This window comes from Ruegeria sp. BHSB064, from assembly GCF_059613205.1.
Genome location: NZ_JBXWSB010000024.1, coordinates 35054 through 50534 on the forward strand (window position 1 = coordinate 35054; position 15481 = coordinate 50534).

The following is a 15481-nucleotide window of genomic DNA, read 5'->3' on the forward strand; positions in this document are numbered from 1 at the left end:
GACGCAGTTAGCGCAACCAAGTCCGAGTTTAGCGCCACCACAAATTCAATGTTTGAAAAGCGGGCAGATTTTTGCGGGCATAAAGGCAAATTTGCCGCAGACCTGCCGCAACAAAGGCACGATTCGAGGTTACGGATTGATTCGGCGTCTTAAAACCGCCAACAATGCCTTACAAATAAGCGAATTATTGCGCGAGTGAGCAGGAATAGGGGTGAGCCCGATGTCAAAGATTGCACTGGTGGATGACGATAGAAACATTCTGACGTCCGTATCCATGACCCTTGAAGCCGAAGGTTTCGAGGTTGAAACTTATAATGATGGCCAGGCCGCGTTGGATGCGTTCAACAAAAAGCTGCCGGATATGGCTGTGCTCGATATAAAAATGCCTCGGATGGATGGTATGGATCTGCTGCAGCGGCTGCGTCAGAAAACGCAGATGCCAGTGATCTTCCTGACCTCGAAAGATGACGAGATCGACGAGGTTCTCGGCCTGCGCATGGGCGCGGATGACTATGTAAAAAAGCCGTTCTCGCAGCGGTTGCTGGTGGAACGCATCCGTGCGTTGCTGCGCCGGCAAGAGGCGACAAGCGGCGATGCGGTGGCCGCCAACAGCAGTGACACCAAAGTTATGGAACGCGGTGACCTGCGGATGGATCCTTTGCGCCATGCCGTAAGCTGGAAAGGGAATGACGTGTCCCTGACCGTCACAGAATTCTTGTTGTTACAAGCGCTTGCCCAGCGTCCGGGCTTTGTCAAAAGCCGTGATCAGCTGATGGATGTGGCTTACGACGATCAAGTTTATGTGGACGACAGGACAATCGACAGCCACATTAAACGCCTACGCAAGAAAATGCGCGCAGCCGACCCCGAGTTCTCGGCGATCGAAACCCTGTATGGTATCGGTTACCGGTACAACGAAGAATAGGCGCGACGCCTTCAAGAGGTAATTGGCTCTCGTGCGCGACACCGAAGAAGCCAGAGAATTGCGCGACGGTGACGTCGTTCTTGGGGATGACTGGGTTATCCCCCAGGATCCCGAGTCTGCCGAGCTGAGGGAAAAGCGATCCCGGAGGAACCTGTTTTCTCTGCGGGGATCGCCCTTGGCCCGCAAGATCATCACCTTCAATCTGATCGCCTTGGTGATTCTGGTCACCGGCCTGCTGTATCTGGACGATTCGCGCAAAGAAAAGGTGCAGCAAACCGCTCGTAACCTGCTGGGCGATGCGCAGTTGGTCAGCAACGTTTTTGAAACGCAGCTGCGACAGGGTGCGCAGAGTTCGGCGCAAAATGCTGGCAACCTGGACGTCAAGGATACGCTTTCAGGGCTGACACTACCCGAAGGCGGCGAAGTCTTTGTCTATGACGCAAGTGGTACTCTGATCGGTTGGACACGTGGCGCGCCACAAGCCTCTGACATGCCGGTGCTTCTTCGTTCGGATGCTGAAGTGCAAACCGGCAGCACTGTCATAAGCGATACGCTGAATGCGGTCTGGATTGGTCTGTCTAACCTGTTCAACTGGTCGACCGAGACGGAATCTCCAACGCTGGCGCAACGGGTTCAGGCGATTATTCCACAGGCGCTGCTAGGGCAAGCGCAGGTCCAAGCCGTGCAAGACAGCGCGGGAGACACTGTGATCGTTGCGGCCGCACCGATCCTGTATGCGGATAGCCCGGCTGGTGCCGTTGCCATCACTGGCCCGGCAGGGGAAATCGACGCGCTGGCCCGCCGCGAACAGGAACGCATCCTTCAGATGTTTGTTGTGGCCCTTCTGGTTTCCGTAGGTCTGAGCCTTGTGCTGGCCTCGACCATCGCCAACCCACTGGCGGATCTGGCGGCGGCGGCTGAAATGGGCAAGGATCGTGGTACAGGGGTCAACCCCGGTCGAATCCGTATTCCGGATCTTAGCGCGCGCCCGGACGAGATTGGACGTCTCAGCCGTGCGCTGCGGGGTATGGTAACAGCGCTCTACAATCGGATCGACGCGAATGAACAGTTCGCCGCTGACGTGGCCCATGAAATCAAAAACCCCTTGGCCAGCCTGCAATCCGCCGTTGGCACGCTGCGTATGGTCAAACGCGAGGATCAGCGCGACAAGTTGCTGGATGTGATTGAACATGACGTCCGGCGTCTGGACCGTCTGGTCAGCGATATCTCGAACGCCTCGCGTCTGGACGCGGAACTGGTCAAAGAAGAAGAGCAGCCCTTTGACCTTCTCAAGCTGCTGGGCAATCTGGGTCAGTATTTGGGCGAGGATGCGCGCTCCAAAGGCATCGACTACATCACCGACCTTCCATCTGAACCGATCATCATCAATGGGCTCGAAGCCCGGTTGGCGCAGGTATTTGTCAACCTCATCACCAACGCGATTTCCTTCTGCGAGGAAAGCGATGCCATCCGTGTCTGGGTCCGTCAGCGCGACAATCGCGTTTTGGTCGTAGTTGAGGATACAGGTCCCGGCATTCCCGAACAGGCGCTGACCAAAGTGTTCAAGCGCTTCTACTCGCAGCGCCCGGCCGAGCACTTCGGCAATAACTCGGGCCTTGGTCTTGCGATCTCAAAGCAGATTGTCGAAGCCCATGGCGGTGTGATCTGGGCCGAAAACATACGCCCGACCGAAGCCGACATCACCTCGGATCCTCTGGGCGCGCGTTTCGTGGTGGGGCTGCCCGTTTAACCGATGCAAACCAATTTGCTGTCAGACGCCAAAAACCTGGACAAGGCGTGCGTTCACGCTTCCTGTGTTTCGGTTGAAGGGCGCGGCGTGTTGATCATCGGTGCCTCTGGCACAGGTAAATCCGGGTTGGCACTGCAGATGATGGCCTTTGGGGCAGACCTGGTTGCGGATGATCGCGTGATCCTTGAGATGGTCGAAGAGCGGGTCGTCGCGTCTGCCGTTCCACATTTGCGCGGCTTGATCGAAGCGCGCCATATCGGTCTGCTCAAAACCCAGACGGTCGAGTCAGCACCGGTGAGTTACGTCGTGGATCTGGCACAGAGCGAGCCAGCGCGGTTTCCCGAACAGATCACTGTTCAAGTCCTGAGGCAAACTGTTCCCTTGCTTCGGGGCGCTGGCGTCCCCAATTTGGCAGCAGCATTGATGCAGTTGCTAAAATATGGGCGTGAAAACGCAGAATGGCCGAACACATGACTTCACAACGGCGGATCGTATTGGTCACAGGCCCCTCAGGCGCTGGCCGATCCACCGCGATCCACGTGCTGGAAGATCTTGGCTTCGAGGCCATTGATAACCTGCCGATGGGGCTGTTGCTGCGCCTGCTCGACAGCGCGGACAGCGAGCGTCCGATGGCGCTGGGCGTCGATGCCCGCAATCGGGATTTTTCGACAATCGGATTTATCGAATTGGCCGAAAAGATGGGCCGCATGGCGCAAGTGGATTTGACGGTGCTGTATCTGGATTGCAGTGACGACGTTCTGCTGCGCCGTTTTTCGGAAACGCGCCGCCGACACCCGGTTGCAAGAGATGCCAGCCCCGAAACCGGCATTCAGCGCGAAAAAGAACTGTTGGCTCCGATCCGTGAAATTGCGGATACGCTGATCGACACAAGCCTGTTGAACGTCCATCAGTTGCGCGAAGAGGTCGAAACCTGGTTTGCCCCCAAGGACGGGCGGCACCTTGCGGTTTCTATAGAATCGTTTTCGTATAAACGCGGGCTGCCGCGCGGGTTGGACATGGTGTTCGACTGCCGGTTTCTGGCCAACCCATATTGGCGCCCCGAGTTGCGGGCTGCGGATGGTCGACACCCGGATGTCGCGCACTATGTGCAATCGGACACGACCTATTTGCCGTTTTTTGAACGTGTCATGGATCTGCTCAATCTTTTGTTGCCCGCATTTCGGGCCGAAGGCAAAGCGCATCTGTCTGTGGCCTTTGGGTGTACCGGGGGGCAACACCGCTCTGTTGCAATGGCCGAAGCCGTTGCAAAGGCCCTTGCCGAAGGCGGTCAGCAAGTGGCAATTAGGCATCGCGAGATGGAACGCCGGACGTTGAATGTGAGGTCGGATTGATCGGGATTGTGATCGTTGCGCATGGGGGGTTGGCTCAGGAATATCTGGCCGCCACACAGCATGTGGTTGGGCCGCAACCCGGTCTGGTGGCTATTGCGATCGAAGCCGACCACGACCGTGACGCAAAACAGGCCGAGATCTGCCAGGCTGCGGACAGCGTGGACATGGGCGATGGTGTCGTGGTTGTCACCGACCTGTTTGGCGGGAGCCCGTCGAATCTCAGCCTGAGGGCCTGTGCGCCTCAGGATCGGCGTATTCTCTACGGCGCCAACCTTCCAATGCTGATCAAACTGGCCAAAAGCCGCCACCTGCCCATCGGCGATGCCGTGCGTCAGGCAATGGAGGCTGGACGGAAATACATAAATGCACAAAATGTGACATTGGAATAAAACCGGATTGACGACTATGACCAACCGAAGCCTTAAAATCATCAATGAAAAGGGCCTGCACGCCCGTGCCTCGGCAAAACTGGTCGAGGTCGTGGAAGGGTTCGATGCCCATGCCGAGGTGTCCAAAGACGGACTTTCTGCCTCAGGTGACAGTATTATGGGTCTTTTGATGTTGGCAGCCTCGCGCGGAACAACTATTGACGTCGAGACGTCCGGGCCGGATGCTGAGGCATTGGCGGAAGCTCTGGAAGCGCTTGTGAATGACAAGTTCGGAGAGGGGTTTTAATCCGCCCCGCCGCGACATGAAAACGGGAAGACCAGGAATTGGCGGAAACGACGCACGAGACCAAGACAAGCCCGGTGGTGGATGGGACCACAGATCAGGGCGAAATCTACGACCGTAGAACCCTGACCTATGCGAACTCGTTTGACGATGCTTGGACCTCGACCGCTATTCGGGCGATCGAGTGGTGCACAGGTAAGCTGACCATTTTGCGCATGGTCAACAAATTCGAAAAAAAGAACGAATACTACCGCGGCCAGCGGTTCTGGGGCGGTGCCCTCACAACTATGGGAATCGACCTGACCACACCGCAAGAACAGATTGCCCGGATTCCCAAAACCGGTCCTGTTGTTGTGGTTGCCAACCACCCGCACGGTATGGTCGATGGAATGATCCTGGCTGAACTGATTGGACGGGTGCGCAGCGATTATCGCATTCTGACCCGGTCTGTCCTGACCGGACTGGATGAGGCCGCGACGTCCTTCATGATCCCGGTGCCCTTCCCGCATGACCCCGAAGCGCAGGCCAAGATGCTGGAGATGCGCGGCAAGGCCATGGATCACCTGAAGAACGGCGGTGTGGTGGCCCTGTTCCCTTCGGGTGTGGTGATGTCTTCAGATGACTGGTTTGGTCCCGCCATCGAGCGGGAATGGAACGTGTTCACCGCCAAAATGATCCGTCGCTCGGGCGCGCAGGTGTTGCCGATTTTCTTCCCCGGCAGCAACTCGCGATGGTACCAGATCGCCAATAAGCTGTCGCCGATTCTGCGGCAGGGATTGCTGCTGCATGAAATCGTCCGATCCTGCAACAAACCGCAGTCGCCGGTTATCGGTGAGCCGATCAGCGATGAAGATATGGAACTGCTCGAGCGCGACCCGCGCGGCTTCATGGCATGGCTACGGGATCGCACAATGTCCTTGGGCCAATCAAACAAAGCCTGATCCGCTTCTTCATCTGGCCGAATACACCTCGGGGGTGAGCCCGGATGAAATCCGGGCGAGGGGGCTGGCCCCCTGTTAGCGTGTCGGAACCGGAACCTCTCCGCGATAGTCGTAAAACCCTCGCTCGGTTTTGCGGCCCAACCAACCCGCCTCGACATATTTCGTCAATAGCGGGCAGGGGCGGTATTTGGTGTCAGCCAGACCGTCATGCAAAACGTTCATGATCGCCAGGCAGGTATCCAGCCCGATGAAATCCGCCAGTTCCAGCGGCCCCATCGGATGATTCGCACCCAGCTTCATTGACTGGTCGATGGACTGAACGCTGCCAACCCCTTCGTAAAGAGTATAAACAGCCTCATTGATCATCGGCATCAGAATGCGGTTGACGATGAAGGCCGGGAAATCTTCGGCACTCGCTGCCGTTTTGCCGAGGCGATCGACCACAGCCTTACAGGCGCTGAACGTCTCTTCGTCTGTGGCGATGCCCCGGATCAGTTCCACCAGCTGCATGACCGGCACCGGATTCATGAAGTGAAATCCCATAAACCGCTCTGGCCGGTCAGTGCGGCTGGCCAGACGTGTGATCGAAATGGATGACGTGTTTGACGTCAAAATCGTATGCGGCAACAGATGCGGTTGCAGGTCCTCGAAAATCGCCTGCTTGATCGTTTCCCGCTCGGTCGCGGCTTCGATGACCAGATCGGTTTGACCAAGACGGGGCAGTTCAAGCGTTGTCGTGATACGTTTCAATGCATCCTGCATATCTTCGTCGCTGATCTTGCCGCGAGAGGCTTGGCGCGCCATGTTGCCTTCGATTGTGGATACCGCGTTGTTCAGCGCGTCCTGACTGACATCATTCAGCAAGACCTCATATTCTGCCAACGCCAGAACATGGGCAATCCCGTTACCCATCTGGCCCGCGCCAATCACTCCGATCGATTTTATTTCCATGTTCAGCTGCCCTTGCCCTGAAGATTATCGCGACAGTATCGGCAGAGCGGGGCAGGCGGCAAGGGGATCGGACCTGACTATTTTGCTTCAAATGCGCGCATTAGGGTTTTCTCAACATCTGAGGCCGCAAGATGGCAAGCGGGTGAGAATATGGGGGGCTTGATATGAGCTTTCATGGAACAAACAGGAGCGGGGACTGCGTTTGCCAATACAAGGGTTCAAAACTTTGGTTCCGCGGTCCGGCCGGTGATTTGAACGGCCCTTTTGTGGCGTGCCTGGGTGGGGACGAGACCTTTGGTCGTTTTGTGGATCAACCGTTTCCCGCGGTGCTGGCGGATCAATTGGGGATGCCCTGCATCAATTTTGGCAGCTTGTTTTGCGGTGTCGAAGCCCTGCTGGGCGACCGGGCGTTGTTGAGCCTGACAAATAAGGCGGAGATATGCGTTTTTCAAACACTCGGTCTGCCGTACCAGTCGAATCGCTTCTACCGCGTTCATCCGCACCGGAATGATCGGTTTCTGGAGCCCTCTCGGGACCTGTTACAGCTTTATCCCGAAGTTGATTTCACTGAGATTCATTTTGTGAGGCATTTGTTGAACAGGCTCCGCGCAGCAGAAGACAAACGCTTCGCCGCAATTGAACAAGAGCTACGAGATGCTTGGGTGCGCACGACGTCCCATCTGTTGCGTCAGATTGATCCGCCAGTCATTCTGCTTTGGCTGCATGTGCACGGAGGGAAAGGAACACAAGGCGATTCTGTCTTGCCGGACGCTGCTTTGATCCAGCCGCTTCGACCCCTTTGTGCCAGCGTGGTTGAATGCACGGTTTGCGTGGCTGCGCAGTCTGATGCTTTGGAAGACGTGTTGTTTGGTACGCTGCAACAGCCGATGGCTGAGCATATGATTGGCCCGTCCGCGCACAGAGAGATTGCTGGTCACCTGCTGCCAGTATTGCGCGACCTGCAATAAAAAGGCCCGCCATTGGGCGGGCCTTCAATTATCGTTGTCAAAAACTAGGCAGACTGATCAGCCGAGTTTTTCGGTCAGTTCCGGCACTGCCTGGAACAGGTCTGCGACCAGGCCGAAGTCAGCGACCTGGAAGATCGGCGCTTCTTCGTCTTTGTTGATCGCAACGATGACCTTCGAGTCTTTCATACCAGCCAAGTGCTGGATCGCGCCCGAGATGCCGACAGCGACATACAGGTCAGGTGCAACAACCTTACCGGTCTGACCCACCTGCCAGTCGTTCGGGGCGTAGCCCGAGTCAACGGCGGCGCGCGATGCGCCAACAGCGGCACCCAGCTTGTCGGCCAGGGTTTCGATCAGTTTGAAGTCCTCTTCCGAGCCGACACCACGGCCGCCCGAGACAACAACACCAGCCGAGGTCAGCTCTGGACGGTCGCTCTCGGCAACCTTGTCCTCGACCCACGACGACAGACCTTCGGAGGCCGGGACCGAGATGGCTTCGACCGGGGCCGAACCGCCTTCGCCTGCGGCGTCGAAGGACGCGGTCCGCAGGGTGACAACCTTCTTGGCGTCGTTCGATTTCACGGTCTGGATCGCGTTGCCCGCATAGATCGGACGCTCGAAGGTCGATCCGTCAACCACGCCGGACGCATCCGAGATCACCATGACGTCCAGCAGCGCGGCAACGCGCGGCATCACGTTCTTGGCGTCGGTGGTCGCAGGGGCAACGATGTGCTCGTAGCCATCGGCCAGCGACACGATCAGCGCTGCGGTCGATTCCGCCAGGCGGTGGCCCAGCGAGGCATCCTCGGCGACCAGAACCTTGGACACGCCTTCAATCTTGGCGGCGGCCTCACCGGCAGCGGCGGCGGACCCACCAGCAGCCAGAACGGTCACATCGCCCAGAGCCTTTGCAGCGTTGACGGCCTTTGCGGTGGCGTCCATCGACAGCTCACCATTGTTGACTTCAGCCAGCAGAAGAACAGCCATTACACAGCCCCCGCTTCTTTGAGTTTCTCGACCAGCTCGTCGACCGAGCCCACGACGATACCAGCGGCACGTGCCGGCGGCTCGTCAGTTTTGACGATTTCCAGACGCGGAGTGACGTCGACGCCATAATCGGCGGCGGTTTTCTCATCCAGCGGCTTTTTCTTCGCCTTCATGATGTTCGGCAGCGACGCATAGCGCGGCTCGTTCAGGCGCAGGTCAACGGTCACGATGGTCGGCATCTTGACGCTGATGGTCTGCAGACCGCCATCCACCTCACGGGTGATCTTGGCGCTGTCGCCTTCAATGTCCAGCTCGGACGCGAACGTACCTTGTGACCAGCCCAGCAGGGCCGACAGCATCTGACCGGTGGCGTTCATGTCGTTGTCGATCGCCTGCTTGCCCGCCAGAACGATGCCCGGCTGCTCTTCCTCGACCACTTTGGCCAGGATCTTGGCAACGGCCAGCGGTTCGATGTCGGTGTGCACGTCATCAGCGGCCACAACCAGGATCGCGCGGTCTGCACCCATCGCCAGCGCGGTGCGCAGCGTTTCCTGTGCTTGCTTGACGCCGATCGAAACGGCAACAACTTCGTCGGCTTTGCCCGCTTCTTTCAGACGAATTGCTTCTTCAACAGCAATCTCGTCGAACGGGTTCATCGACATTTTCACATTGGCGAGATCAACACCGCTCCCATCCGCTTTCACGCGGACCTTAACGTTGTAGTCAATCACGCGCTTGACAGGCACCAGTACCTTCATTTTTGCGTATGCTCCTCAAAAAAACGGCAAGCCGCCAAAGCGACTCCACCAATGCTCTCGACGGACTAGATAGCGCCTGCGGCAGAAGCACAACAGAGCAAAATCGTCACGTCATGGCGTCGGGACGTCGCGTTTTGTGGTTTTTTTCGCAGAGGGGCGGAACGATGCCGCCTGAATCCTCTGCAATTCGTGATCAGCGGTTCGCGCCAGGAACCCACAAAACGTCATCTTTGCCGTTGTTGTTTGCGCACCGTGCGGCGACAAAGAACCAGTCGCTGAGGCGGTTGAGATATTTGACCGCGACGTCGTTGACCGGCTCCATATTCGTCAATTCAACCGCCAGCCGTTCTGCCCGGCGCGACACGGTACGGCACACATGCAAGTGTGCCGCCAGACGCGAGCCGCCCGGCAGGATGAAGCTGCGCAGCGGTTCGAGATGTTCGTTCATTGCGTCAATTTCGGCCTCGAGCCGGTCGATCTGAGACGGCACGATGCGCAGGGGCGGGTAGTCGGCCTCGGCGTCCTTGTCCATGTCAGGGCGGCAGAAATCGGCACCCAGATCGAACAGGTCATTCTGAATGCGCGATAGTGCTGCATCCGTTTCACCCTCGGCTTCGCTTCTGGCTACGCCAACAAAGGCGTTCAATTCATCTACCGTGCCATAGGCGGCAACACGGCCCGCGTACTTGGCTACGCGTTCACCATTGCCCAGGGCCGTTTTGCCGTCGTCGCCGGTGCGCGTATAAATTTTGTTGAGAACGACCATTTATTGCACCCCTTGTCCGCGCAGATAGACGAATAGAACGATCAGCACTACGGCAATGAATTGAAAGAGGATACGCAGCCGCATCATCTTGTTGCTTTTCTTTGCGGCTTCCATGCCGCCTTTGCCGAAATTCGCAATGCCCAAGGTCAGCACAACGACAACCGCCGCCATAGCCAAAAGCAGTACGACCATCAAAAGGTCCATTTCAAGTCACCGTCCGGTTTTTTCGATTATGACCCATCTAGCGTTGAGAGGTCAAAAAGCGAACGGGAAATTTCGCCTCAGATATCCGAGAGGATCCGGTCAGTGGCTTTTGTGGGCAAAATCCGGCGCAGAACTCCGGCCACATAGGTCGGTGTTGTCACATAATAGCGCGGTTTGGGGCGTCGCGCTTCGACCGCGTGGGCCAGTTTGTTTGTCACGGCAGACGCCGGCAGCTCGAACCGGTCGGGCCCGCTGCTTTCATAAAGGCGTTTCAATAAGGAGGCTTCGTATCTTGCCCGCAGGGCCGAGTTTTCCCAATCGATGTACTTTTCGAACATCGGAATCGCCTTTTCCCGAAGCTTCGACGTGATGGGGCCGGGTTCGATCAGAACCACGTGGATGCCGGTGTCGCGCAATTCCAGCCGCATCGTATCGGTCAGGCCCTCAATGGCATATTTGGTGGCGACATAAGCGCCTCTCCAGGGAAAGGCGACAAGGCCCAGAACCGAAGAGCATTGAACAATTCGGCCGTGACCTTGTTCCCGCATAACGGGAATCACATGGCGCGTCAGCTCGTGCCATCCAAAGACATTGGTTTCGAAGATATGGCGCAATCCGTCGGTCGGTACGTCTTCGACCGCCCCGGGCAAGCCGTGGGCGCCGTTGTTGAACAAAGCATCCAAAGTGCCGCCCGTTGCTTCAATAACCGATGACAATCCTGAAGTAATGCTCTGTTGGTCGGTATAGTCGATTCTGGGGCTTTCAAAGCCTTGTGCGCGCAGACGATCACAATCGCGCTGCTGGCGACAAGATGCAAAGACACGCCAGCCGCGTGCACGCATTCCGTGTGCCGCATCCAGGCCGATGCCCGAAGAGCATCCCGTAATTAGAATCGATTTCTGCATAAGCCTTCCGCGCATCTACCCCGCCAATAGCTATGGCGGTGTTTGCGGCAGGGCAATGACACTCTGGCGTCAGTTTGTTGTTTTCCGGACCAGTGATGCGGAAATCCACCCAACCTGTTGCCCCGGCAACACGCGCAGGCGCAGCCAGCCTGTGCCCGATTCGCTCAGCACTTCGACTTGTTGGCCAATCCGGGCCTTGCCAATGATCGGGTAGATGGTTCCCGGGCCGTCTCGCATGTTGACGCGGGTGCCTGAAATCTCGCGAATGTCCTTGGGTGTTTCAACAGGCACCGACAGGTCCACCGTTGGCAGTTCGGCATCAGTGGTGACTTGTTCAAGCGAGGCGACGCCTTGTTCAAGCGATGCCAAGGTAAGCGTTACGTTCTCGTCGCTGAACAAAGTTGGGTTTGCCTTGAGGCCCGCAGCCACCTGCGACAGCAGTGCTTTGGTTTCTTCTTCGCCCAACTCGGCGACAGGTTCGGTAGCCACTGGCACCACTTGTTCAGGTTTGATCGCCGCGCGTGTCACAAGGTTTTCAACCGGAGCAGGTTCGACCACCGGGACATCAGGTTTTGGTGCAACAGCAACGCGTTCAGGTTGGGCTTCGCGCACTCCGCGCGGTTCAAAGTCGGGACCTCCACTCATCACGTAAAAGGTCCAGCCGAGAGCGGCAAAAGTAACAAGTATCAGGCGCATAGTGGCCGTCCCCCAAGGTAATCGTAACAAAAATACAGGCAGCAATCATTCAATTGTTGGAATGGTAGCATAATAGTGGAGCTGAGTCGAAAGATGGGGGAAAACAATCAGCTGCCTCCCCCTGTTGCAAAAAGCGCGACTTGTCCCCAGCAAAATATCCGCTGCTTGCTTTACCAAGACGCGCTTGCGTCGTATCACATCATATATGAACGATACGATCGACGACCCCAACATGGAGGCCCCCGAAGGTGGGGGCGAAGTAGCCGAGCCGCTGCGACGCGCGATTGGTGAACGCTATCTGACCTATGCGCTCTCCACTATCATGCATCGCGCTTTACCCGACGCGCGCGACGGGCTGAAGCCGGTTCATCGGCGAATCCTCTATGCGATGAGGGAATTGCGACTCAGTGCAACCGGAGGTTTTCGGAAGTCCGCCAAGATCTCGGGTGACGTGATGGGTAACTATCACCCGCACGGCGATGCCGCCATTTACGACGCGATGGCGCGATTGGCACAGGACTTCAACGTGCGCTATCCGCTGGTCGACGGGCAGGGGAACTTCGGCAATATCGACGGCGATAACCCGGCTGCTTCGCGTTACACCGAGGCGCGGATGACCATCGTGGCCGAGGCGCTGCTTGAGGGTCTGAACGAAGACGCAGTTGATTTCCGCGACAACTATGACGGCACCCTGACCGAACCGGTCGTGCTGCCTGCGCAATTCCCGAACCTGTTGGCCAACGGGGCCAGCGGTATCGCCGTGGGGATGGCGACGAACATTCCACCGCACAATATTGCCGAGCTGTGCGATGCCTGTCTGCATCTGATCAAGACGCCGGATGCCCGCGACGATACGCTGCTGAACTACGTGCCGGGCCCGGACTTCCCAACAGGTGGCGTCATTGTAGAGCCGCCCGAGAACATCGCGCAGGCCTATCGCACCGGGCGCGGTTCATTCCGTCTGCGTTGTAAATACGAGGTTGAAGATCTGGGGCGCGGCCAGTGGCAGATCATCGTCACCGAGATTCCGTATCAGGTTCAGAAATCCAAGCTGATCGAAAAGATCGCAGAGCTGATCCAGACCAAGAAAATCCCGATTCTCGCCGATGTGCGCGACGAATCCGCCGATGATATCCGGTTGATCCTCGAACCGCGCTCCAAGAACGTGGACCCCGAGGTGCTGATGGGCATGCTCTATCGCAACTCGGACCTTGAGGTGCGGTTCAGTCTGAACATGAACGTGCTGATCGACGGGGTAACGCCCAAGGTTTGCTCGATGAAGGAAGTGCTGCGCGCCTTCCTCGATCACCGGCAAGAGGTGCTGATCCGCCGCTCGCGTCACCGCATGGCCAAGATCGACCATCGGTTAGAGGTCTTGGAGGGCTTTATCGTTGCTTTCCTGAACCTTGATCGTGTGATCGACATCATCCGCTATGACGACGACCCCAAAGCCGCGCTGATGCGCGAGGATTGGGGCATCGATCACGTCCGTGCCACCGACGAGTCTGATTACGTCACGCCCAAGCCGGGTGAGGGCGAACTGTCTGAGGTTCAGGTCGACGCCATCCTCAATATGCGCCTGCGCAGCTTGCGTCGTCTGGAAGAGATGGAATTGGTCCGCGAACGTGACGAGTTGATGCTGGAACGCGCCAATCTCGAAGACCTGTTGGCCGATCCCGCCCTGCAATGGGCCAAGATCGCCGAGCAGCTGAAAGAGACCAAGAAGACCTTCGGCAAAGACTACGAAGGCGGCGCGCGCCGCACGCAATTCGCCGAGGCCGGACAGGTCGAAGAAGTGCCGCTTGAGGCGATGATCGACAAGGAGCCGATCACGGTCGTCTGCTCTCAGATGGGCTGGATTCGCGCCATGACAGGCCATATCGACCTGAAGCGCGAATTGAAGTTCAAAGACGGCGATGGCCCGCGCTTCATCTTCCACGCGGAAACCACTGATCGACTGTTGGTCTTTGCTTCAAACGGGCGATTCTACACTGTCAGTGCGGCCAATCTGCCCGGTGGCAGAGGTATGGGTGAACCACTGCGTCTTATGGTCGATCTGCCGAACGAGGCGCAGATCATCGATATTCTGATCCACAAACCGGGGCGTAAGCTGCTGGTGGCCTCGGATGCAGGAAATGGGTTCATGGTGCCCGAGGATGACGTGCTAGCCCAGACCCGCAACGGCAAACAGGTGCTGAACGTCAAAGGCGACGAGACGGCGATGATCTGTAAACCGGTTGATGGGGATCACGTGGCGGTCGTTTCGCAGAACGGCAAGTTCCTTGTGTTCCCAACAGAAGAACTGCCCGAAATGACCCGAGGCAAAGGTGTGCGCCTGCAGAAATACAACATGGCGCGCGGGCGTCAGGGGACGTTGGAACTGGATGGCGGGTTGTCTGACATCACCACCTTCAATTGGGAAGAAGGTCTGAAGTGGTCCATGGGCGGCGACAAAACCCGGCACGAGGCTGACATGTCCCAATGGTTGGCCAAGCGTGCCAGCGTCGGGAAAAAGCCGCCATACGGGTTCCCGCGGGACTACAAGTTCTCGTAATGACCTACATGTTTGGCGAATTTCTTCCGATACGGCTTGGCACACCCCGTATCGGTGCGCTACATCCAATAAAAACAGGCCTATCGAGACGAGACATGTTGCGCATTCTGACGCTGATCACTGGACTTGCCCTGATGGGCGCTTGCACCCAGACGCAGGTTTATGAGCCGCCCGAGTCGCTCGGGGAATTCAAACTGCGTGTGAACTATGCCTTTGCAGACAAAGCGGTGCAGGGGCCGGTGTCGCGGGACGCAACACCTGACGAATGGACAAAAGCCATCCAGAACGCGGTCGATATTCGATTGGGGCGCTATGAGGGTGCGCAGGAATATGACATCGGCATCAGCCTTGAGGGATACATGCTGGCACCGCCCGGGATTCCGGTAATTTACAATCCCAAAAGTACCGCCATTGTTTTGGTCAACGTCTATGACGTGAAGAAAAAAGAGTTCCTGGCCAAAGGAAAACAGTTTCAGGTGCTGGAAGACACGACCGGCGAAAGCGCCCTTACCGGGTCAGGTAATGCCCGAACCAAAGAACAACAGATGAGCGGTCTGGCGTTGAAAGTAGCAGACCGCGTCGAAGAATGGCTGGCTGAAGAACATGAAGAGAATGGCTGGTTTGACAGACGTCCCGACCTGATCCAACCGCTTGATTCCAGCGCGGTCACGCAAAATCCGGCATGATCGGCGTATTTCCCTCAGGATGTGCTTGATTTTCCCCCCTGAACCAAATATCTCGCGCGCGCAGATGTAACCACGGGACCAAGGGTCCCCCAAAGCACAAAAGGGCGCCTGAGGAATGGCAAAGGAAAAGTTTGAGCGTACAAAACCGCACGTCAACATCGGCACGATTGGCCACGTTGACCATGGTAAAACGACGCTGACCGCAGCAATCACCAAGTATTTCGGTGACTTCAAAGCGTATGACCAGATTGACGGTGCGCCGGAAGAGAAAGCGCGCGGCATCACCATCTCGACCGCCCACGTGGAATACGAGACCGACAACCGCCACTATGCGCACGTTGACTGCCCCGGCCACGCTGACTACGT

Annotated in this window: 18 protein-coding genes; 11 read left to right on the forward strand and 7 right to left on the reverse strand. The window is 57.3% G+C overall.

Annotated features, from left to right (window positions below; genetic code table 11):
- Positions 1 to 220: 220 nt before the first annotated feature.
- The 7 genes from AC2FNU_RS08270 to AC2FNU_RS08300 are packed head-to-tail and all read left to right on the forward strand — an operon-like array spanning position 221 to position 5640.
- The gene (locus AC2FNU_RS08270; RefSeq protein ID WP_171096072.1) at positions 221 to 925 is read left to right on the forward strand and encodes a response regulator transcription factor; all 705 of its coding nucleotides are present in this window, start codon (positions 221 to 223) and stop codon (positions 923 to 925) included.
- A 31-nt stretch (positions 926 to 956) separates the two neighbouring features.
- Positions 957 to 2675 carry an ATP-binding protein gene (locus AC2FNU_RS08275; RefSeq protein ID WP_496787071.1) on the forward strand — a complete coding sequence of 573 codons (1719 nt, stop codon included), beginning with the start codon at positions 957 to 959 and terminating at the stop codon, positions 2673 to 2675.
- A 3-nt stretch (positions 2676 to 2678) separates the two neighbouring features.
- Entirely contained in the window at positions 2679 to 3149 is a 471-nt protein-coding gene (locus tag AC2FNU_RS08280; protein ID WP_496787037.1) for an HPr kinase/phosphorylase, read from the forward strand.
- Positions 3146 to 4027 carry an RNase adapter RapZ gene (gene rapZ, locus AC2FNU_RS08285; RefSeq protein WP_496787041.1) on the forward strand — a complete coding sequence of 294 codons (882 nt, stop codon included), beginning with the start codon at positions 3146 to 3148 and terminating at the stop codon, positions 4025 to 4027. Before AC2FNU_RS08280 ends, rapZ begins: the two co-directional genes overlap by 4 nt.
- Positions 4024 to 4416, forward strand: a complete 393-nt coding sequence (locus tag AC2FNU_RS08290) for a PTS sugar transporter subunit IIA (protein ID WP_496787043.1) — start codon at positions 4024 to 4026, stop codon at positions 4414 to 4416. Before rapZ ends, AC2FNU_RS08290 begins: the two co-directional genes overlap by 4 nt.
- Positions 4417 to 4432: 16 nt before the next feature.
- Positions 4433 to 4702 (forward strand): HPr family phosphocarrier protein, encoded by a 270-nt coding sequence (locus tag AC2FNU_RS08295; RefSeq protein WP_496787045.1) that lies wholly within the window; start codon positions 4433 to 4435, stop codon positions 4700 to 4702.
- 38 nt (positions 4703 to 4740) lie between these two features.
- Positions 4741 to 5640: a lysophospholipid acyltransferase family protein gene (locus tag AC2FNU_RS08300; RefSeq protein WP_496787047.1), complete on the forward strand. Its 900-nt coding sequence runs from the start codon at positions 4741 to 4743 to the stop codon at positions 5638 to 5640.
- 75 nt (positions 5641 to 5715) lie between these two features.
- On the opposite strand, the gene AC2FNU_RS08305 is transcribed toward AC2FNU_RS08300, so the two are convergent.
- Complete coding sequence (locus AC2FNU_RS08305) at positions 5716 to 6591, reverse strand: 3-hydroxybutyryl-CoA dehydrogenase (RefSeq protein WP_496787050.1); 876 nt, start codon at positions 6589 to 6591, stop codon at positions 5716 to 5718.
- A gap of 164 nt (positions 6592 to 6755) precedes the next feature.
- On the opposite strand from AC2FNU_RS08305, the gene AC2FNU_RS08310 reads away from it, so the two are divergent.
- Positions 6756 to 7559, forward strand: a complete 804-nt coding sequence (locus tag AC2FNU_RS08310) for a DUF6473 family protein (protein WP_496787054.1) — start codon at positions 6756 to 6758, stop codon at positions 7557 to 7559.
- A gap of 57 nt (positions 7560 to 7616) precedes the next feature.
- Here the strand turns inward: AC2FNU_RS08310 and AC2FNU_RS08315 are convergent, their stop codons facing one another.
- The 6 genes from AC2FNU_RS08315 to AC2FNU_RS08340 form a co-directional block, all read right to left on the reverse strand.
- Positions 7617 to 8546 (reverse strand): electron transfer flavoprotein subunit alpha/FixB family protein, encoded by a 930-nt coding sequence (locus AC2FNU_RS08315; RefSeq protein WP_496787056.1) that lies wholly within the window; start codon positions 8544 to 8546, stop codon positions 7617 to 7619.
- On the reverse strand, positions 8546 to 9304 hold the full coding sequence (locus AC2FNU_RS08320; RefSeq protein WP_171096053.1) for an electron transfer flavoprotein subunit beta/FixA family protein: 759 nt from the start codon (positions 9302 to 9304) through the stop codon (positions 8546 to 8548). The genes AC2FNU_RS08315 and AC2FNU_RS08320 overlap by 1 nt, the downstream gene beginning before the upstream one ends.
- 193 nt (positions 9305 to 9497) lie before the next feature.
- Positions 9498 to 10070, reverse strand: a complete 573-nt coding sequence (locus tag AC2FNU_RS08325; protein ID WP_480802017.1) for a cob(I)yrinic acid a,c-diamide adenosyltransferase — start codon at positions 10068 to 10070, stop codon at positions 9498 to 9500.
- Complete coding sequence (locus AC2FNU_RS08330; RefSeq protein ID WP_480802018.1) at positions 10071 to 10274, reverse strand: twin transmembrane helix small protein; 204 nt, start codon at positions 10272 to 10274, stop codon at positions 10071 to 10073.
- A gap of 77 nt (positions 10275 to 10351) precedes the next feature.
- Positions 10352 to 11179 (reverse strand): SDR family NAD(P)-dependent oxidoreductase, encoded by an 828-nt coding sequence (locus tag AC2FNU_RS08335; protein ID WP_496787059.1) that lies wholly within the window; start codon positions 11177 to 11179, stop codon positions 10352 to 10354.
- A gap of 69 nt (positions 11180 to 11248) precedes the next feature.
- Positions 11249 to 11875 carry an SH3 domain-containing protein gene (locus AC2FNU_RS08340; protein WP_496787062.1) on the reverse strand — a complete coding sequence of 209 codons (627 nt, stop codon included), beginning with the start codon at positions 11873 to 11875 and terminating at the stop codon, positions 11249 to 11251.
- 205 nt (positions 11876 to 12080) lie between these two features.
- Between AC2FNU_RS08340 and parC the strand changes: the two genes are divergently transcribed.
- The 3 genes from parC to AC2FNU_RS08355 all read left to right on the forward strand — a co-directional run.
- On the forward strand, positions 12081 to 14429 hold the full coding sequence (gene parC / locus AC2FNU_RS08345; protein WP_496787064.1) for a DNA topoisomerase IV subunit A: 2349 nt from the start codon (positions 12081 to 12083) through the stop codon (positions 14427 to 14429).
- Between the two features lie 95 nt (positions 14430 to 14524).
- Positions 14525 to 15115: a hypothetical protein gene (locus AC2FNU_RS08350; protein WP_496787066.1), complete on the forward strand. Its 591-nt coding sequence runs from the start codon at positions 14525 to 14527 to the stop codon at positions 15113 to 15115.
- Between the two features lie 115 nt (positions 15116 to 15230).
- Positions 15231 to 15481: GTP-binding protein (locus AC2FNU_RS08355; protein ID WP_496787068.1), on the forward strand; the 251-nt coding region annotated here is incomplete at its 3' end.